General features: G+C 50.3%; 19 protein-coding genes. 16 read left to right on the top strand and 3 right to left on the bottom strand.

Annotated features, from left to right (window positions below; all coding sequences use genetic code 11):
- The first annotated feature begins 5 nt into the window (after nt 1–5).
- The 5 genes from NGM66_RS05020 to trxA all read left to right on the top strand — a co-directional run bounded on the left by NGM66_RS05020 (nt 6) and on the right by trxA (nt 4,704).
- Nucleotides 6–317 (top strand): DUF1292 domain-containing protein, encoded by a 312-nt coding sequence (locus NGM66_RS05020; protein WP_208910040.1) that lies wholly within the window; start codon nt 6–8, stop codon nt 315–317.
- Nucleotides 318–1,068: 751 nt separating this feature from the next.
- Nucleotides 1,069–1,335 carry a cell division protein ZapA gene (locus NGM66_RS05015; RefSeq protein ID WP_208910038.1) on the top strand — a complete coding sequence of 89 codons (267 nt, stop codon included), beginning with the start codon at nt 1,069–1,071 and terminating at the stop codon, nt 1,333–1,335.
- 1 nt (nt 1,336) lies between these two features.
- Nucleotides 1,337–1,876: a CvpA family protein gene (locus NGM66_RS05010; protein ID WP_208910036.1), complete on the top strand. Its 540-nt coding sequence runs from the start codon at nt 1,337–1,339 to the stop codon at nt 1,874–1,876.
- Nucleotides 1,877–1,896: 20 nt separating this feature from the next.
- Entirely contained in the window at nt 1,897–4,260 is a 2,364-nt protein-coding gene (locus NGM66_RS05005; protein WP_208910034.1) for an endonuclease MutS2, read from the top strand.
- 123 nt (nt 4,261–4,383) lie between these two features.
- Nucleotides 4,384–4,704 carry a thioredoxin gene (gene trxA / locus NGM66_RS05000; protein WP_125765755.1) on the top strand — a complete coding sequence of 107 codons (321 nt, stop codon included), beginning with the start codon at nt 4,384–4,386 and terminating at the stop codon, nt 4,702–4,704.
- A gap of 90 nt (nt 4,705–4,794) precedes the next feature.
- On the opposite strand, the gene NGM66_RS04995 is transcribed toward trxA, so the two are convergent.
- On the bottom strand, nt 4,795–5,304 hold the full coding sequence (locus tag NGM66_RS04995; RefSeq protein ID WP_209279979.1) for a DUF2507 domain-containing protein: 510 nt from the start codon (nt 5,302–5,304) through the stop codon (nt 4,795–4,797).
- Nucleotides 5,305–5,495: 191 nt separating this feature from the next.
- Between NGM66_RS04995 and murI the strand changes: the two genes are divergently transcribed.
- The 5 genes from murI to NGM66_RS04970 are packed head-to-tail and all read left to right on the top strand — an operon-like array spanning nt 5,496 to nt 8,156.
- Nucleotides 5,496–6,326, top strand: coding sequence for a glutamate racemase (murI, locus tag NGM66_RS04990; RefSeq protein WP_208910032.1), 831 nt, complete (start codon nt 5,496–5,498; stop codon nt 6,324–6,326).
- Nucleotides 6,327–6,329: 3 nt separating this feature from the next.
- Nucleotides 6,330–6,932 carry an XTP/dITP diphosphatase gene (locus tag NGM66_RS04985; protein WP_208910029.1) on the top strand — a complete coding sequence of 201 codons (603 nt, stop codon included), beginning with the start codon at nt 6,330–6,332 and terminating at the stop codon, nt 6,930–6,932.
- Nucleotides 6,932–7,459 carry a YfcE family phosphodiesterase gene (locus NGM66_RS04980; RefSeq protein ID WP_208910027.1) on the top strand — a complete coding sequence of 176 codons (528 nt, stop codon included), beginning with the start codon at nt 6,932–6,934 and terminating at the stop codon, nt 7,457–7,459. Before NGM66_RS04985 ends, NGM66_RS04980 begins: the two co-directional genes overlap by 1 nt.
- Nucleotides 7,460–7,467: 8 nt before the next feature.
- A complete protein-coding gene (gene cbpB / locus NGM66_RS04975; protein ID WP_258115417.1) occupies nt 7,468–7,959 on the top strand; it encodes a cyclic-di-AMP-binding protein CbpB in 492 nt (163 codons plus the stop codon).
- A gap of 38 nt (nt 7,960–7,997) precedes the next feature.
- Nucleotides 7,998–8,156: a hypothetical protein gene (locus tag NGM66_RS04970; protein ID WP_164505636.1), complete on the top strand. Its 159-nt coding sequence runs from the start codon at nt 7,998–8,000 to the stop codon at nt 8,154–8,156.
- 466 nt (nt 8,157–8,622) lie between these two features.
- On the opposite strand, the gene NGM66_RS04965 is transcribed toward NGM66_RS04970, so the two are convergent.
- Entirely contained in the window at nt 8,623–9,492 is an 870-nt protein-coding gene (locus NGM66_RS04965; protein WP_208910023.1) for a mechanosensitive ion channel family protein, read from the bottom strand.
- Between the two features lie 168 nt (nt 9,493–9,660).
- Here NGM66_RS04965 and NGM66_RS04960 point away from each other — a divergent pair, with 168 nt between their 5' ends.
- Complete coding sequence (locus NGM66_RS04960; RefSeq protein ID WP_208910021.1) at nt 9,661–10,065, top strand: DUF948 domain-containing protein; 405 nt, start codon at nt 9,661–9,663, stop codon at nt 10,063–10,065.
- A 27-nt stretch (nt 10,066–10,092) separates the two neighbouring features.
- Nucleotides 10,093–10,530, top strand: coding sequence for a hypothetical protein (locus NGM66_RS04955; protein WP_245155246.1), 438 nt, complete (start codon nt 10,093–10,095; stop codon nt 10,528–10,530).
- Between the two features lie 440 nt (nt 10,531–10,970).
- Here NGM66_RS04955 and NGM66_RS04950 read toward each other — a convergent pair whose 3' ends face one another.
- Complete coding sequence (locus NGM66_RS04950; protein WP_208910019.1) at nt 10,971–12,068, bottom strand: aminopeptidase P family protein; 1,098 nt, start codon at nt 12,066–12,068, stop codon at nt 10,971–10,973.
- Between the two features lie 372 nt (nt 12,069–12,440).
- On the opposite strand from NGM66_RS04950, the gene ccpA reads away from it, so the two are divergent.
- The 4 genes from ccpA (at nt 12,441) to NGM66_RS04930 (ending at nt 19,968) form a co-directional block, all read left to right on the top strand.
- On the top strand, nt 12,441–13,442 hold the full coding sequence (gene ccpA, locus NGM66_RS04945; RefSeq protein WP_208910018.1) for a catabolite control protein A: 1,002 nt from the start codon (nt 12,441–12,443) through the stop codon (nt 13,440–13,442).
- Between the two features lie 238 nt (nt 13,443–13,680).
- Nucleotides 13,681–14,511: a hypothetical protein gene (locus NGM66_RS04940; protein ID WP_208910017.1), complete on the top strand. Its 831-nt coding sequence runs from the start codon at nt 13,681–13,683 to the stop codon at nt 14,509–14,511.
- Nucleotides 14,512–15,107: 596 nt separating this feature from the next.
- Nucleotides 15,108–18,557: a MucBP domain-containing protein gene (locus NGM66_RS04935; RefSeq protein ID WP_208910016.1), complete on the top strand. Its 3,450-nt coding sequence runs from the start codon at nt 15,108–15,110 to the stop codon at nt 18,555–18,557.
- The gene (locus tag NGM66_RS04930; protein ID WP_208910015.1) at nt 18,547–19,968 is read left to right on the top strand and encodes a hypothetical protein; all 1,422 of its coding nucleotides are present in this window, start codon (nt 18,547–18,549) and stop codon (nt 19,966–19,968) included. Before NGM66_RS04935 ends, NGM66_RS04930 begins: the two co-directional genes overlap by 11 nt.
- Nucleotides 19,969–19,974: the final 6 nt, after the last annotated feature.

The raw sequence follows: 19,974 nt of genomic DNA, 5'->3' as shown, positions 1-19,974 counted from the left end.
TTCCCATGAACGAAGACCAAGAACAAATCACATTAGTTGACGAAAACGGTAATGAAGAACTGTACGATGTCCTGTTTACCTTTGAATCTGACGATTTTGGTAAGTCATACATCTTGATTTACCCATCCGGCAAGAGCGATGACGACGAAGTTGATATCCAAGCCTACGCCTTACCAGAAGACGATGATCCAGCCAACCCATCTGGTGGCGACTTACAATTGATTGAGTCCGACGAAGAATGGGATATGGTTGAATCCGTACTGAACACCTTCTTAGCTGACGGGACCATTGATCCTAACGCCGGCAAAAAAGACTAGTCAGTTTCAACGCAGGGACGGAAGAAATTCCGTCCTTTTTGCTACGGAAAATTTCCGTGGTCCTAATCACTCCTTAGCTGACGAGACTGTGTGTCATTGCCGCCTACCGTTCGCTAAATATGAGACTGGATCGCGGTGGGCGGACGGGTCGAGCCAAAGAGCGGTCTCGACACCTCGGCCTTGAGCCGAAAGCCCGCGTCTCAAAGCCGCCAGTTTCCTAACCAGCAAAGAACGCTGGCAAGCAAACTCCCACGGCTGAGCTCATATTTAGCGAACTCTCGGCTACGTTAGTGGTGGTCAGAGAGGTAGATTAGGCTGCTAATTTTTGCAGCGATGCTAGTGGTAACTGTTATGCTGAGACAGATGATAGTCAACAGCTAATCTGCCGGAGGAGGCCAGGGGTGTAGCCAGCTGTGTCGACGGTGTTGGCTGAGGTTTTGTCTCAGCCTACAGCGTGGGACGACTTGGGAGACTGGTGGGCTTTGCCAGGCTTTCAAGCGAACCGGAAGCCCGTTTCTTAGGCTGGAGGTGTTCCCCAGAGCAGGCGGAACCCCTGGCAGCCGCAGGCACTGGTTTGGACAATGTCAGTGTCAACGGCGAACGGTAGGCGGACAGCAAAATACAAGTTAAAGCAAAAAGTAAGTTTAGGACGGAACAGAGAATCTTACCAGCAATTTAAGCTGCAAAACGTGCGGCCGCCTATCATTTAATGGTAAAATAAGGCGTTGTGCAAAACAGGGGGAATTTTAAAATGACTGAAGAGACACACCGCTTTAAAGCCGTTATCGCGGGCAAAAGCTACACGATTGTCGGCCAAGCAACGGATGAACATATGCGGGCAGTGACCGAGGTGCTGAACCAGCAGTTCACGCAGCTCAAGGAACTGTCACCTAATATTAGTAAAGAAGACGCTGCCATCTTAATGGCGTTCAACGCCGTTTCGGACCAATTAAAAATGGCCGCGGCGAACGACCACGACGATGACACCCAGCAAGATCCAGCAGAAACGGGGGAATAGTTTGGTTTTAAGCTTAATCATTCTGGCCGTTTTGATCTTCGGCTTTCGCCGGGGGTACCGGCGGGGGCTGGTCTTACAGGTCATCAACACGATCGGCTACATTGTGGTCTGGATCGTTGCGCGCGTGGGTGCGCGACCGCTAGCCAGTGGGATTGGCCAATTTGTGGGCAATCTGTCACTGAATAGCTCGGTCAGTGCCGTGACGGCGAGTGAAAGTAGTAGCTTTTTCCTAAACGGGCTGGCTTTCTCGGCCATCTTAACGGTGGGCTTTTTCATCGTTCACCGGCTGGCCAACGGCATCAACAAGGTGACTTGGCTCCCCGTGATCCATCAAGTCAACTCGTTAGCGGGCGGGCTCATTAACCTGGCGATTCGCTACGTGGTTATTTTTTTAACGTTAAATTTACTGATTTTGGTGCCCATTTCGGGCTTCCAAAGCAGTTATCAAGCCTCACCAGTCGCCCAATGGATCGTCAAGCAAACGCCGGTCCTATCCAAGCGGGTGTTCAGCTGGTGGCTAACGGAACACACATCGAATTAATTTAATTCGGGAGGAACGCAATGAATTCAAAAACTTTAAAAATTATGGAGTACGACCGCATCAAGCAGGCCTTGCGTGGCTACCTGGTGTCGGCGGCGGGGCAACATGAACTCGCCGAATTAGCGCCCACAGCGGACGCCAAGCAACTCCAAATCTGGTTAGACGAGACCCGGGATGGCGCGGATATCTATCGTTTGGAGAGTGGCATTCCACTGCCCAAGCTAGACGACATTCGGCCGCACCTGCATCGGCTGGCCATGGAGGCAGCTCTGAACGGGTTGGAGTTGGCCCAGATCAGTCGGGTGCTTTGGACGACTGGGTCCGTGGCGAAATTTTTCCGTGACTTAGCCGAAAAGGAAGTGGCACTGCGGCGACTTGACCGAGAAGTCAAGGAACTGGTCACGCTACCTGACGTGACACGGCGGTTGCGGGTCTCGCTGGAAGGTGACGGCCGGTTGACCGATGAAGCCTCACCGGCACTGAAGCAGATTCGCCAACACATTACCCAAACGGAGGCGGCCATTCGTACGTCGATGGACCAATACACCCGGGGCAAGGATGCCAAATACCTGAGCGAAACGATCGTCACGATTCGTGATGACCGCTACGTGATCCCCGTCCGGGCCGAATACAAGCAACGTTTCGGTGGCATCGTTCACGACCAAAGTGCCAGTGGGCAAACGCTGTTTATCGAACCCCAAGCGGTCGTGGGATTGAACAACCGGTTGCGGCAAAACCAAATCGACGAACGCCACGAGGAACAACGGATCTTGGCGGAACTGACCGCGTTATTGGCGCCTTACCAGGATGAGATTTTACGGAACTCGGAAATCTTGGGGCATTTTGACTTTATCAACGCCAAGGCCAAGTACGCCCACGCGTTAAAGGCGACGGAGCCAAAGTTGTCGTTAGACGACCAGGTGAACTTGCGCCAGGCGCGGCACCCACTGATCGACCAAAAGAAGGTCGTCGCCAACGATATTGCCATTGGTAAGGATTACAAGGCTATCATCGTCACCGGGCCTAACACTGGTGGGAAGACGATCACCTTGAAGACATTGGCGCTGATCCAACTGATGGGGCAGTCTGGGTTATTTATCCCAGCCAACGAGAACAGTGTGATTGGTGTCTTCCACGATATCTTTGCGGATATTGGGGATGAACAATCCATCGAACAAAGCCTGAGTACCTTCTCGGGACACATGGAAAACATCGTGGCCATTTTGAAACAGGCCGACGAACACAGCCTGATCGTCGTCGATGAACTGGGTGCCGGGACCGATCCGCAAGAAGGGGCGGCCCTAGCCATCGCCATTTTGGATGAGATTGGGACGCTGGGCAGTTACGCCATGGCGTCGACCCACTATCCAGAGCTGAAGGCTTACGGCTACAATCGGCCGGAGACCATCAACGCCAGCATGGAGTTCAATGGGGAAACGCTGCAGCCAACTTATCACCTGTTAATCGGGATTCCTGGGCGCAGTAACGCGTTAGACATTGCGGCACGGCTGGGAATGCCAGCGCAGGTCGTGGATGCGGCGCGCGGGTTGACCGACCAAGACAGTCAGGACCTAAACGCCATGATCTCTGATCTGACCGAGCAGAAGCGCCGGGTCGATCAGGATGCCGAGAACTTACGGACCCAACTGGCCGAGGCCAACGAGGTCCACGATCAGTTGCAAAAGCAATTTGATGCGTACCAACACCAAAAAGACCAGCTGATGACGGACGCCAAGCGCGACGCCAATCGGTTAGTCGACGAATCCCGCAAGCGGGCCAACCAGATCATTTCCGACCTGCGCAAGAAGCAGTTAGCCGCTGGGAAGAGTGTGGTCAAGGAAGACGAGTTGATTGCGGCGCAAGGGGCCTTGAACGCCTTACAACAGGATACCAAGCTGAAGAAAAACCGGGTCCTCCGGCGCGAAAAGGCCAAGCTGGACTTCCACAAGGGCGACAGCGTGCTGGTCAAGTCCTATGGGCAAATTGGCGTCTTGATGCAGCAGCTGGATGACAATCACTGGGAAGTTCAACTGGGCATCTTGAAGATGAAGATCGCCAACAACGACCTCGAAAAGGCCAAGGACCCTGCCAAGTCGGCCAAGCAGCCACGGGCCAGCGTCAAACGCAGTGGCTCGAGTGGCATGTCACCGACCTTAGACCTGCGGGGTCACCGGTATGAAGAAGCCATGGCCGAGGTGGATCGGTACATCGATTCTGCCTTGCTGGCCGGCTACCCGTCCGTGACCATTATTCACGGGAAAGGGACCGGGGCCTTGCGAAAAGGGGTCACCGAATACCTGAAGCGCAACAACCGAATCAAGAGCTTCGGCTTCTCACCAGCCAATGCCGGTGGGGATGGCTCGACGGTCGTCCGGTTTAAGTAAAAGCGTGTGACCACAGGCGGTTAACTAGAACTACTAATAAATTGTAAGCAATTTAGTTGTGATTTCAGAATATTCTGGTAGACTAAGACTTATAGTTGATAATTTGAGAGGGAGGCAATATGTATGGCAGCAGTAGCAGAAACAACTGATAAGACCTTCGAACAAGATACAGCGAAGGGCGTTACGTTAACTGATTTTTGGGCAACTTGGTGTGGTCCTTGCCGGATGCAATCACCCGTTGTTGAACAGTTATCTGAGGAAATGGACAACGTCACCTTCAACAAGATGGACGTTGACGCCAACCCGAACACCCCACAATCCTTTGGTATTATGAGTATCCCAACCTTGTTGGTTAAGAAAGACGGCCAAGTGGTCGATTCCATCGTGGGTTACCACTCCAAGGATCAATTGAAGAAGATTTTAGACCAATACGTTGAAGCGTAATGGACGCACAAAAGCGACCGCCACAATTTTCTGTGACGGCCGCTTTTTTAATGAACTCCCTGTGAAAAAAACAGATTAGGCGAGATCGGGCTACTCCGCGTCTGGTGACGTTGGGTGGACGATGGCCAAGGGCTCTGGCGCATCGTAATCAGGGATGACATCTTCTGGATCCGTGTAAACGTCAAAGGTCACCGTGGTTGCCTGCAACTTGCGCGGCGAGTCCACCAATTCAGCTTCAGCCTCAACGCCTAGTTGTTGGGCCATCATTTCTGCCAAGAACCCGGCCTCTAAGGTGAAGTCGTCTTCACCAGCAACCTGTTTGCGTAGCTTAACGGGCGTGCCGCTTAACTGCCAGCGCGTCATTTGGGCGGTCTGTTTGACCAGGGTCAGGGTACCGAATCCGGCCTGGGCGAAGAAGGCTGCTGCGTCTTTGGGGTTGCCCAAAGGAAAACGCCGGGCTAGTGATTTGCCAGCCCAGTAACTAATAGCGCCTTGGTCGTCCCCCAGTAATTCGGGGAGTAGCGCTTCACGAATCAGCAGTTGCGGGAAATTAGCGGCTCCGTCGGCATCGGCCATGACGGTTTGATATAAATTTTTCACGATGGTTGGCTCCTTTAGTCCGTTTCAGTTCTGTGACCATTATACCGTAGTTCCTTTACAAATATGACAATCTGATAAACTTTAGGCTTTTTTTAGGACTAACCTGCCATATTGACTAGCAGGAAACTTGAAACCGGTTCATAAAAAGGCGATAATGGAGATTCAAGAACATCGAGAAGGAGCGTTGATTCATGCAAACAGATCCGATTGGCCTTATGGATTCAGGAGTCGGCGGTTTAACGGTTTTAAAGGAAGTTCAGCGGGTCTTGCCTGCTGAAAACACGGTATTTTTAGGTGACCAGGCACGCTTGCCATATGGTCCCCGGTCGCCAGAAGAAGTGACGACCTTTACCCGGCAGATTGCCACTTACTTACGGCAACAGGCCAACATGAAGTTATTTATTATTGCTTGTAACACGGCCACGGCTGCGGCTTTGAGCCAGATGCAAGCCGAGTTACCAGTGCCAGTCGTGGGCGTCATTGCCCCCGGCGCGACCATGGCGGCCCAGACCACGAAGAATCATCAGATCGGGGTCATCGCCACGGAGGGCACGGTGAACAGCGGTCAGTATCAGCGTGATATTTTGGCGGCTGACGCCAAGAGCCAAGTCATCAGTGTGGCGTGTCCGCAGATGGTGACCTTGGCGGAACAAAATGATTTGGATTCCGACCACGCGCGGCAAATCGTGGCCCAGAACTTGGCGCCACTCCAGGGAACCGGCATCGATACGCTGGTCATGGGCTGCACACATTTTCCACTCTTACGCGACGCCATTCAGGCGGCCGTGGGACCGGATGTGATGTTGATTGATCCCGGCGTGGCCGCTGCCCAAAAGGCCGCAGAGATTTTGAAACAGCAACACGCGTTGAACGTCAGTGGGGAACCGGTTACGGCGACCTACTTTACGACGGGTGACGTTAAACAATTTAACCAATTGGCGAGCGAATGGTTGGACCTGGCACCTAAGGCCGTGACTCATTTGCCCGAGTCCGTTCTAGACACTTCCGTGGAGGCAGATTAACTCATGGCAAACACCTTAGTCATCGCAACCAACAATCCCGGCAAGGCCCGTGAATTCCGCGCCATCTTTGAACCCAAGGGCCTGCAAGTCAAAACGCTGGCGGATTTTCCTGATCTCAAGCAAGTTGAAGAGACTGGCACGACGTTTACGGAAAACGCCACGCTGAAGGCGACCGCGGTTGCGCAACAGACCCAGTTGCCCGTCTTGGCCGATGATTCTGGCCTGATGGTCGACGCCTTAAACGGTGAACCGGGGATCTATTCCGCGCGTTACGCTGGGGACCATGACGACGCCAAGAACAACGCCAAATTATTGGCCAATTTACAAGGCGTTCCCGCGGAAAACCGGGGAGCGGCCTTTCACACGTCACTGATTTTGATCAAGCCCAATGGCAAGAAGTTGGTCGCTACCGGCGAAGTCCGAGGGGAGATCTTAACGGCGCCACGCGGCCACGATGGCTTTGGCTACGACCCGTTGTTTTACGTGGCCGAGGATGGCCTAACATTTGCTGAGATGGGTCTGGCGTTGAAGAACAAGCACAGCCACCGCGCGAAAGCCACGGCGGCGATGTTACCGCAATTCGATGAATGGTGGGAGGAAAAATAATGACACGTTGGCTGGTAATCAGTGATAATCACGGCGACCGCGACATCTTGGTGAGTCTCAAGGCGGCTTTAAAACCGGATACCATTTTTCACTGTGGCGATTCGGAAATGACGGCGGATGACCCCTGGTTCAAGGGGGCGTACGTGGTGCAGGGCAACATGGACTTTGATAGTCAGTTGCCGCTGGTACAAACGCCCACGGTGGATGGCTGCAAGGTCCTGTTGACGCACGGGCACTACGATGAGGTCCATTGGGATCTGACCAAGCTCAAACTCCACGCGGACCAAGAGCAAGCCGACCTGGTCTTCTTTGGGCACACGCATGAGCTGGCGGCTGAAGAGGCTGGGGGTCACGTCTTTGTGAATCCTGGTAGTATCAGTCAGCCGCGCGGTGAGTACCGGCAATTAGGCGGAACCTGTGCGCTGATCACCGTGACGCCGACTGCATGGGTCGTGCAGTATTACACCCGCGATGCCCAGCCCGTGCCAGAGTTAAAATTTACCTTTACGCGGAACCAGAAAGGATGACGTAACGCATGATTGACGCTGCTGTTGAGCAGTTACTGCTAGACGACCCCAAAAGTTACGTGATTCCAGCGGACGTCGTGGCCAACGTTACGGCGACCAACACGCTGGAGCATGCTTTAATGGTGCTCTCCAAAGTGGGGTACAGCCGGATTCCGGTGCTGGACGCAGATGACCACCTGCAAGGGATGATCTCGTTAGCCGCGATTACCGACAAACTGCTGCACGTGCCTGGCGCCGCGGTCGAACAGCTCAGTAACTATACCGTAGCTGACGCAATGCTACCTGTGGACCACTGGGTAGACGATCCCAAGAAACTGGAAACGATTTTAAACTATATGATTGACGAGCCTTTTATCCCCTTGTTAAATGACCAAAACGTTTTTCAAGGAATCATCACGCGACGAGAAATTTTAAAGCGCGTGAATTACTTAGCCCACAACCTGGATAACCATTACACCGTGACGGCCTTAACCGACATGGTGCATAGTTCCGAAGGCTAGCGTGGTCTTGGCCCGTAACGTAATGAGGAGGGACCACTTTGAAAGTAGTCTTAGGCATTTTAATCGGCATTTTATGGCTGTTCACGATTGGCTTGGCCATCATGGCCGCCACGGGTGCGGGTAGCTACTGGTCGTTTTTGATTCTGTTCGTGCTAGTCATGTTCAGTACGATCGACTGGTGGCGGCTGGACCGCTAAATAAACACTTAGAAAAAAGTCGCGAGGTCTTTGCCAAGTAGTTTGGCTGAGACATCACGACTTTTTAATTGGTTACTAGGGGTTGCAAGTACAAAAATATCTGTTGAAAGTTGGCTTCCAGGTCGCTGGAAAAGCTAGCAAGGCTCGTCAGGCTCCAAAGTTGACACCTCGCTGTATTGGGGGGGTAATTGCCAGAGGGTTAAGTCGATTATTGTTGGCAAGCATCCTTGTAGCCGAGAGTTCGTCAAATATGGGTTCAGCCGTGGGAGTTCCCTTAGCAGCCTGGTTCATGCTGCTTAGGGAACTGGCGACTTTGAGACGTGTTCTTCGGCTCAAAGCGAAGCCGAGACCGCTTTTCAGGCTCGGTCTGGTCCGTCCACAGCGTTCCAACCCATATTTGGCGGACGGTAGGCGGCCAGTGCAACCTATCATTAGTCGGAAAAACAAGTCAAGTAGCCCAAACAGATCACTTTCCCGCAAGCGGTGCGTGGGTCGGCAGGGTGATGCCAGCCTCACGAATCGCCTTGAGGTAGGCTGTCAAAAAGGTTGCCTGAAGCTTGTATTGACTGCCGTTCTTAGTGACCAGCGTGATCTGGTAGACCAGTTCGCCGGTTGGCAGGGTCACGACGCCGGTAATCACGGGGTCGCCCACCACACTGGGATGTTCCGGTAATAGCCGCGTATTCGTGGCCCGGATAATCTCCGGTAGTTGTTCGACGGGCGTAGTGGACGCAATGGGGATATTGATGGTGGCGTGCATATCGTTGCGCGAGCGATTGGCCACGATGGTAATGTTGCGGTTGGGGATGAAGTTCACGGTCCCATCCGCCGACGTGACCTGAGTGGTCCGCAGCCCCATGGCCGACACCGTTCCTTCAATCAGGCCGATTTTAACCGTGTCGCCAACGTCAAATTGCTGTTCGAGTAGGATCGAGATCCCGGTGACCAGGTCGCTGACAAAGCCCTGTGCGCCCAGCCCTAAAGCCAGACTGAAGATTCCGGCACCGGCGACCAACGTGCCAATCGGGACGCCCAGGGTGGACAGTATGGCGTACGCCCAAAAGAAGATGATGGTGTAGTGAAAGAGATTCATTGTCAGCATGCTGATGGTCTGCAGCCGGTTGCTAGGGCCTTCTTTAGGGGCCAGGTAGCGTTTGAAACTGCGATTCAGGATCCAGCGGCCGATGACGTTAATGACCAGAAATAAGATCGTTAAGAAGAGCAAGCTGAGAAAACGGCTGGTAATCAGGTGCAGCACTTTTTCCCAGTCGAAAGTACTTAAGTAATGTTGGAGCCACTTAGAAGAGGTGGCCGAAGTGGTGATTAGGTCCGTCACGAGACGAGCCTCCTTTGCTAAATATCAGAATACGGCGAACTCGCCGCGCCGTAAACCTTATTTTACTAGTCTTGCCAAAGAAAACCAATCAGAATCGGGGTATTAATTGCGTGTAAGCGCTGAGAATGCTATTCTATTGGTAAGTAACGAGCAAAAGGAGGGGTTGTCATGACCGGTGGACAAGTAGCGGGCCTGATTGCAGCAATTGCGTTTCTAATCTTGGTTCTCTTCATTGGCATGTTCTTAGTAAAAATGAATAAAACGTTGAGTGAGGTCAATCGCTCAATGAAGACGATGACGTCAGATGTGGACGTCATTAGTCACCAGGCCGAAGATATTATGGCCAATGCCAACGAGCTGTTGGAAGACGTGAATAAGAAAGTTGCGACCATTGATCCAGTATTCCAAGCCGCCGCTGATTTGGGTGAGAGTGTTTCTGATTTGAACACAGCTACCCGCAATTTAACCGACCGCGTGGGGGAGACCGCTAAAGCCACGGCCAAGACGTCGCTGGCCGCTCGCGTGGGCAAGACCGCATTTGATTTATACAAGAATCGTAAGCATAAAGAATAGGTTATTTACGGAAAGGAAGTCATGAAGATGGCAAAACACAAATTATTAGCAGGATTGGTATTGGGTGGCGTGGCCTACGCGGCTTATCACACGCTAGATTTGGAACAACGTGAAGCGTTGAAAGATGCCGCTCGTGACCGGTACAACGCTTTAAAGGATCGGGCAGTAGACTACGCGTTCTACGCCGCCGATGCCGCCGATGACTTCAAGGCCGCCTTAGACGACCGGTTGGCCGGCAAGACGGACGCACCCGCATGGCAAGACGCCAGCAATGATGAAACAGCCGCAGATGCCGATGACGACATCGTATTGAGCAGCAATGATGTGAGCGACCTGCCAGACGATGATGCCGCTGATGATACAGCCACTGAGACGACTGACGACGTTGCTGATGAAACTGCAGACGACACGACCAGCGACGAAAAGCCCGCCGCAGACGAACCATCCGCAGACAAGCCAGTTTAATCCCGTATCACCAAGTCACGGCCCCGGCCGCGGCTTTTTTATTTTGTCGGCAAACTGGATTGGGTTGGGCGGTCGCCTGCGGCTGCCACTGGCAATGCTAGCCGCCTACCGTTCGCTAAATATGGGCCGGAACGCTGTGGGCGGCGGGACGAGCCAAAGAGCGGTCTCGTCTCCTCGACTTCGAGCCGAAGACCGCGTCTCAAAGTCGCCAGTTTCCTAAGCAGCATGAACCGCGCTGCTAAAGGAACTCCCACGGCTGAGCCCATATTTAGCGAACTCTCGGCTACGGTAGTTGTGGTCAGCGACAATGAGAGTTGGTCACAGTTTACTGAGGAACAACCGCGTTGGCTGAGGGCTTTGTTGCCTTAGCCGCAGGCGATAGAAGATGACATAAAAAAGTCCACAACCCAAACAGTTGTGGACCCAGTGAACAGTTGTGTTTAACCCACGTAAGTCAGTTCCTTTGAGGTGTGGGTGAATGGTAGGCTGCCGTCTTCAGTGACGTGGACGCAGTCTTCGATGCGGACGCCGGCGACACCCGGGATGTAGATGCCGGGTTCGATGGAGAAGCACATGCCGGGTTCTAAGACCAGGTCGTTGCCCGCCATGATGGATGGGAATTCATGATCGCTCATGCCCATCCCGTGGCCGAGACGGTGAATGAAGTATTCGCCGTAGCCGGCCTTGGTGATGATGTCACGGGCAATTTTGTCCAATTCAGCGGCGGTCAGTCCGGGCTTCACAGCGGCTTGGGCCGTCAGTTGGGCTTCCAGACAAACGTCGTAGATTTCTTTTTCCTTCGCCGTTGGTGTTCCCAAGGCAACTGTCCGTGAGGCATCGGAAATATAACCGTCGTAAACGGTCCCGAGGTCAAATAAGACTAATTCGTTGTTTTCAAATTTCGTTGCGTTGGTAGCCCCGTGTGGTTCAGCGGCGTGCGCACCGGCTTGGACCAGACTGCCGAAGGACATTTCCATAATGCCTTCCTTCATCAAGGCGTATTGCAGTTCGGCCACGGCGGATTGTTCCGTCTTGCCGGCCTTTACCGCAGCGAAACCATGTTCAAAGGCGAAATCGTCCCATTTACCGGCGATTTCTAGCTTCTTGATTTCTTCGGCAGACTTGATCAGGCGCATATGTTCAATGAAACTGGTGATGTCCAGGTCAAAGTGGGGGTCACTGAACTGTGCGGCCAAAGCTTCCATCCGGGCAACTTGGAGTTGGCCCTTTTCCAAAGCAATGTGGTCGGGGTTCACGTGGCGTTGCTTGACTTGGTCCGCAATCATGGCCCAAGGGTTTTCGTGGTCTAGGTAGCCAATGACTGGGAATTGCCAGCCGGTTGCTTTAATGACTTCGACTTCCAAGGCGGGCGCAAAGATAAACGGGTCTTGGTCCGGGAAGATGACGAGTGCCAGTACCCGCTCGATCGGGTCGCTCCCAAAGCCAGTTAAGTACTGGATCGTTTTGGGATTGCTGAGATAAGTCATGCTGGCGTGGTGTTCTGCTGTCCATCGCTGAATCTGTTCGAGTTTTGTCATTCAATCACCCCTTTAAAAGATGTGTTAATTATAGCATAGCGCTACTCATATTCCGAGAGGGGGTTGGGGCGTGGCAATCCTTGAAAATGACTAGGCGTCCGAAATTTTTCGGATTTTATTTTATCAGGCGACCATTGAAATCATTTTCTGTAAACGGCTTAACAACGCGGATAAAAAGACCTATAGTAAACTATGTCTCCCACAAAGGTTATCGCATATGAGAGTTTCATCTTGAAAGTTCGATGAAATTAAGGTATTCTTTGAGATGAAAGCGTTTTCAATGTTGCGTCCCTGATTGACTTTCTGTATACTGGTCAAGTTGCTTGAAAACGAATGAAAACAAATTAAAACAAGAAAGAAAGGGCTATCGCTATGGAAAAACAAACAGTTACAATTTACGATGTGGCACGCGAAGCGGCGGTCTCCATGGCCACCGTCTCGCGGGTGGTTAATGGCAATCCCAATGTTAAGCCAGCTACACGAAAGAAAGTCTTAGAAGTTATTGACCGACTTGATTATCGGCCAAACGCTGTTGCTCGGGGACTGGCAAGTAAGAAAACGACGACTGTGGGGGTTATCATTCCCGACGTCACCAACATCTACTTCTCCTCATTAGCACGGGGGATCGACGATATTGCGATGATGTACAAGTACAACATTATTTTGACCAACTCCGATGAAAACGGCGGCAAGGAAGTTCAAGTCCTGAATACCTTAATGGCCAAGCAAGTTGATGGCATCATTTTCATGGGGAACCAAGTGACCGACGAATTGCGTGAAGAGTTCAAACGCTCTAAGGCACCCGTCGTCTTAGCGGGGTCTGTGGATGCTGAAAAGGCACAACCTAGCGTTAACATCGACTACGTGGCCGCAGTTGCGGAAGCCGTTAAGAACCTGATCGACCATGGCAACCAAAAGATCGCCTTTGTTTCCGGCTCAATGGACCAAGCCATCAACCACGATTACCGGTTGAAAGGCTACAAGAAGGCCTTGAAGGACGCTGGCATTGCCTACGACGACAAGCTGGTCTTTGAAACGGACTACACCTACAAGGCGGGGCAATCCCTGGAACCCGCATTGAGCGCTGCCGGTGCGACCGCTGCCTTTGTTGGTGACGACGAATTGGCCGCTGGGGTCATGAACGGCTTGACCGACGCTGGTGTGGACGTTCCTGGTGAATTTGAAGTCATCACCAGCAACGATACCAAGCTGACGGAACTGGTTCGGCCAAAGATGAGCTCCATCACGCAGCCACTGTACGATATCGGTGCCGTAGCGATGCGTTTACTGACGAAATTAATGAACAATGAAACGGTTGAAGAGAACACCGTCATCTTGCCTTACGGGTTAATGAAGCGGAGTTCGACGAAATAAACAATTGACGAAAAGGTTTTGGAGCAGTGTTTCCAAAACCTTTTCGTCTGTCTACAGATAGTCTTTACTGAGAGGCTGTAACGACTAATCTTAACGTCGTGAGTTGCGATTTTCATCTGGCAGCTTTTGACAAACAAATCTGTAAGTTTCCGTATGATTAAGCCAGAGTTAATCAAACTGAAATCTAGATGTGCTACAATGATAAGCAAATCATATTGGGTAACGGGAGGTGGTTCTAATGAGTCAAAATAGCCGTATGGCGCGCTACCATGCCAATGAGGAGCCGGAACCACAACAACAGCCAGCGTCACCAACTGCGTATCAACGCCGACCAGCGCTGGCACGGTGGGTCGCTTTCTTACTACTTTTATTGACCGTCACAGTCGGTTTACGACTGACGGTTTTCAATGCAAATTACACCGCTGGCGTGGTCTCTAGGTCAAGCTACGGTGAAAAGGTCATCAATCATTTGAACGACGACCTGGAAAACCTGGGAATCTCGGGTGCACCGATCACGTCTGGCGTGGCCCAGCCGTATTTAGCGGTGGGCGTGGCTCAGTTGTATGGTGAAACGGCCACGGCTGTCGGCACAACTGACTTGTCAGCGGCCGTCAGCAGTCAGGCACAGGCCTTAGGTGTCACAGCATCCAGTAAGTTGCTTAGCCAGGTCAGCCAAGAGGCCCAAAAACGGGCGAAGGCGGCATTTAACACGCCGGCAATGCAACAAGCTGCGATCCAGATTCAACGGGCTAAAAAGCTGAATTTTTGGGCTATGCTAGCGGCAGTCTTACTGCTGATCGTGACGTTCTTCTACGCGTTGAGTGTGCACCACGTCTTTGGTAGCCTGGGCCCCGGGTTGGCCTTGGGTGGCTTACTGACAGTCTTAGTGGGGGTCGGAGGGTATTTCCTCTTACCATTCGTCCTGACCGGGACTAGCCAGATGGTTAACAACCTATTAACGGCGATTGGCCGTAGTGGTCTTGGCGTGATTATGTTTGCTGGCGCGGCAGAAATTATCATCGGTGGTCTGGTGCTATTGGGACACCGGACGTTCCGGCGAGAGAATTAAATACTAATGAGTTCGGGACGTGGGTCTCGGACTTTTTTTGGTTTAAAGAGAAATATTATCTTTTTCTTAAGGATGTTCAATCAGAGTTACAAAACTCGATTGAATTTCGTTAGTAAGAGTATAGGAAAATAGCCAGCCGAATAACCGGTCATTAAAATAATCAACTTTTGAAATATTTTTGTCATATTATCTTGCAATTAGTTTAAGGGAGGTGCAATATAAGAAATGTAATAATTCGACTTTATTGGGATTCTAAGAATCGGAAATAATGGCCAATAAGACTGATACGCTCGGGGATATTCGTGAATCGGGGATGTCACAGATTAATTCATGTGAATTTAAGAGCAATATTGCTTGACCCCACCAAATTAAATCTGTGAGGTTAAAGTGAGAGCGGTGTACCAGTAAATTCAGTGAACTATCAGCCGATTGCCGGCTACCAGGGGTCGAAACACTATTTTAGTAGGGGGCTCAACAAATGAGCAACGGGAGAACAAAGGTAAACAACCATAATAGTCTTCACGTAAAAAAAATGTACAAAGTCGCTAAACTACGGACTACTAACTGGAACCATCTTACTGAGTGTTAGTCTAGGCGTGACGTCCGCCAAGGCCGCTACGGGTGATGATACGGATACCACACCGGCGCAGGACGCAACACCACTTGCTCAGAAGACGGCGGTCCGACCAGCAAACAGCGTGGTTTTGGCAAATGGTAAGTCGGCGGAAGACGACGCGCCGATTAGCCAGCCGGATACCTCAAAGCAACCTGTCGATCCTGATTCCGATAAGGATCAGCAATCAGCTGACCCGGAATCGGCTTCGACTACTGGAAACGCACTGCCAGAGAAACCGACAGCGCCCAAACAAGCGGCTAAGGACCTAGTGCGCAGTAATGTGCCAGCGGATGATGCTGCACCAACTGCTACTGATGAAACGCAGTCTGGGTCTCCGGTCAATGACACGACCACGCAAACCGATTATGCCAGTGCAACGCCGATTGCTGAGAATCCGAAGGCGGTGACGCCCGATGGCACTCAGAAGTTGGCTGGCAAGTATGCGTTTATTCCCAAGTTCAATGGGAGCGGTACGACGGCTGTATCGGTAATTGGGACAGAAAAGTCGGTCACCAAGAAGAATACGATTGCGGCTGACTTGGCCACGGCTACCAAGGGTGCGGTGGGCTTTAAGTACACGAACGTTGGCTTCGATGCCGAGGGTCACAGCATGGACATGAACATTCTCTACACGGATTGGGGTCGTTTGTCGGAGACGGACCCAGCGTACGTGGAAACGTACACCACGATGATCTATTCGAACTTTCGGGGTGCCGGCTGGGGTGATGTGAAGTACCAATTTGTCCGAAGCGATTCTGGCGCCGCCGAAAACGTGACGGGATTATTGACACTGACCGACATCGACGGCAATCAAACCGTCAGCATTACGGATAGCCAGTGGGCCAATATTGATAACGTCTACATTCCCGAGGGCCCGGATCCCCTGAGTGGGCAAACGGATAACTGGCTACGCTATACGGAGAACAATGGCTACTTAACATTAGTGTCACCTGATTCTGGGAATACGCCTTCCGATGGCAAATACTCCATGTTGACGTTTACATATACCAATCAGAGTGCTTTGACTTTTCGCTACAGCGATGGCTTAGACGGCTCCGTGCCAACCAAGATGACGGCGTGGGGTGTCAACTATATTCCGCAAAAGCCTTTAGCTACGGCTACGGTTACGCCCACCGTGACTGTTAGTGATAGTGATGAGACGACTGTTTTACGAGATACGGTAAAGGATGGCGAATCGACGTACACGTACAATCTGAATCAGGTCATCCCAGATGAGTGGGCGCAGTTCTACTATGGCAGTGTGACCTTGACGGGCACGTTACCGCAGAATACGACGATTACTGGTTTCAAAGTTCTGGATGAAGTCGGCAATGATGTTACCCAGTACTTTACTAATGCCAGCAGCGGACAGGCCTTCAAGGCTACGGTCAATGCGGACGCCCTGCAGAATAGTGCCTTCTATGGTCACCGGTATACCTTGCAATTAACCATGAACGTTCCCCAGACGGATCAGGTGCAGCAGCTGAACTTTCAGGTGGCAACCACTATCGATGGGGACACGCAGGCGTCCAATTCGGTCACGACGATGGTCGATAAGAAGCATTACTTAGTGACGCATTACTATATTCAAGGCACAACCACGCCAGTCGCCCCTGACCAGCGGCAGCGACTGATCTATGGGACGTCCTACACGACCAGTGCACTTACGCTTGATAATTATCGACTGGTCGGTCAAGTCCGGACCAGTGGAACTTTTACCGATGAGAATCAACCGGCAATCTACGAATACGCGCCATTGACGGTCACCATTCCAGTCAAATTCGTGGACCAACGGGGCAAGGAAATTTCGCCCGCTACTAGTCTAACGGGCCGGTTAACCACGCAGTATGACGCCAATAGCTTGAAGCGCACGTTGACGGGGTACGACCTGAAGTCAGTGGAACACGTCACCGGCACGTATGTGGCTAATCCGACAGCCATCATCTTCCACTACCAGGCCAAGACGATTACCATCAAGATTCGTGATATTGACAATTATGATAATGATTTAGACAAGGAATTGGGCTTGAAGCGGACGATTCAAGGCTTGTATAACGACCCTTACCAGTTGTCCGTGTTGGACGTTCCTCAATGGAGTGAAATCTATTCGGGGGCCAAGTCTCTGTTGACGGGGACCTACGCGGAAAACCGAACGATTACGTTGCGGTATAAGCAGGCTTGGAATCAGAACTACGATAATTATGATGGGTCACAAACGATTCCAGTCTTTAATGGTCTGGACAAGTTAATTGGGGTTATGCAGGTCCATCCAGGGAACCGTGAAGAGACGACCACGGTCCTGATTAAACCCAATGGGAAATACCTAGTGGGAACCCTAGACGATGATATTGACGTCGATACTTTCCATCAACAAGCGACGGTACTAAAGGGAAAATCCGTGACAATCACCAGTAATACGGGGGAGAAAATCAAGGTATCCATCTCTAAGAATGGTGCAATCACCATTGCACACTTGAATAGCAAGACCTTACCGGTGGCAGATCGTGCCATAGTCAGTGCCAATGGGCGTGAGGTCAAGCAATATATTGATACGAAGAGCGCGGTGACTGGCTTAAGAAGTTCAGCACTCTCGGTGAATGGTGAATATGGTTTTCGCCAGGCTATTCAGGAATGGCCCAATGGTTACACGACAATCTACGATAGCAGTAATCCAAATCAGGTTAAGATTACCGTCAAAAATGTCAAGGGCAAGCAAGTCTACAACAAGCATAATTTTAAACTGACCAAGAATGCGACAATCAAAGTTGGTAACAACCGATGGATTTTTAAGAGCAACGTGTACGGCGCCTTGAATGCGCAACTGATTGTAGCTAACAAGGCTGGAAATGGCCAATCGTACGTTCAACAGTTAACTTTCGGTGGAACGTTGAAGTGGACCAGCCTAGGCGTGATTAAACAACACCAGCTCATTAGCCTAACGACGAAGACTTATGGACAGTATCGGGAACAGTACTATGATGACGAACCAGAGGCTAGCTCTGCCATGAGTGGGCACGTTACCGGTACTCAGAAAGTAACGTACCTTGGTAATAATCGTTGGCAGGTCATTGACTATAATCGGAGTGGTAAGCAATCAGACAAGATAACTTACCATCTACACGAAGGCAATCGCATACCAGCGGATTTTGTGACGCTCTCAGCAACGCAACAACGAGATTGGTTGGCGGCACATAGCGACAACGTTAAGGCTGTTCAGGGGAGTCGAAGTCTGGTGGACAGCCATGTTGCTAACAGTGCTATTAACCTAGCGGTCAGTGAAAAGCGTACAGCCGCTGGAAAGACCGAAGAAGACTTGCCACAAACTGGCGAGAGTCAGTCATTAGTTGGAGTTATTTTGGGCTTGATAGGCGTTATGTTTGGATCAGTGTTGGCAATCGTAAAAAAGCGGGATGAGGAAAATGATGATTAAACGAGTAGTATTAAGAGCAATTACTTTATCAATAATTTTCTGTTTGGTAGCTCCAATGAGTTTTAGTGATGCTAAGTCAAAAAAGGTTACGGTGGTGCACAAGACCGTAACAATTAAGAACTCTGCGCCAAAGAAGAAGGTACCCACATTAAATATTACAAAAAAATGGTATCGACCAAGATCAAGGCCAACGAAGTACCAAGCCCAAAGATTGACTGGGAAAAATGCTAATTATTCTGGGCGCGAAATAGTTGCTGAAAAAGGGACTCAGTATTATTTGAGACGTTATGGTTTTTTAATTGATGGTGCAAGCAGAGGAGGATATCATCATATTCGATTCATTGGACGTCATGCAGAACCACAAGGCGTTGCAATTGTTCATGGAAAATTATACATTCAGATGACGTATAAGCACACAAAGAAATACTTGAGGAAACATAGAGGAGCGCAAAATCGGCGAAAGGGTCGAATTATTAAATATAACTTATCAATGCTTAATTCGATAGTAAATAAAGGAGGAAAACATAACAAAATTGTACTGGCCTTACAGAAAAGTAAAAAATATCTGTATACGATGCACAATAAGAAGAGTACTCGGAATAAGAGAAAAAAGTTGGCCAAAAAACACCTAAGTGCAACTAATTACAAGATTTATTCGGCTGTGACTTTTGGACCCATGTATCAAGCTGGACACGGCCAAAGTTTTGCGTATAACGCGAAGAAAAAGAGTCTTTACAATGCTAGTTATCGATTAGCAAGTGATCATGATAGTCGAAGCAGACATCCGTTCAGTTTGCAGAAAATTAGTTTATCAAAGTTGCGACCAGTAAAAGTATGGCGGCTTAACATCAGAATGTTGAGGTATGAATATAACGGAGGAAATGTTAAAGCATATCGATATTTACAAATGCATGATCTAACTTTCGATGGGTCTAATAAGTTTTATTTTACCCAAATGTATGGCGGTAAACAGAGACCTAAAAATAGAATGAAAATGTATACCAAAAGAGTTAATGGGAAGAAGTTTATACCCGATCAAAATTTCTACAGAGGTTTTAATAAGTCAGTTGGAAAATCTGCTTATATTTATAAAGGGTACTTAACGGGAAAGTCTGCACATATTAAGCTTATACAGAAGGTATCTAATTCACTGGGAAGTGTGAGTCAAGGCCTTTCGTATGGTAAAACGAAAGAAGGAAGTAGAATATTTATAGTGTATGATAATGCGTATATGTCCTTTCCTATCAAAAAGCTAGGACATAAAATTTCTCAAAAGCAAGTGAATTTTACGGTCTTAAGTTCTAAATTCCATCGCGAATCTGAAGGAATGGGGATAACTGCTCAAGGACATGGGTATCTCATTATGAATAGAATTGCGGAAGCAGCTAGGACAAATCGGACGGTTAATTAACACAAG

This window comes from Levilactobacillus yiduensis (genome assembly GCF_024718525.1).
Taxonomy (GTDB): domain Bacteria; phylum Bacillota; class Bacilli; order Lactobacillales; family Lactobacillaceae; genus Levilactobacillus; species Levilactobacillus yiduensis.
The sequence above is the reverse complement of the archived record's forward strand: the minus strand, read 5'-3'. Positions and strand labels throughout refer to the sequence as shown.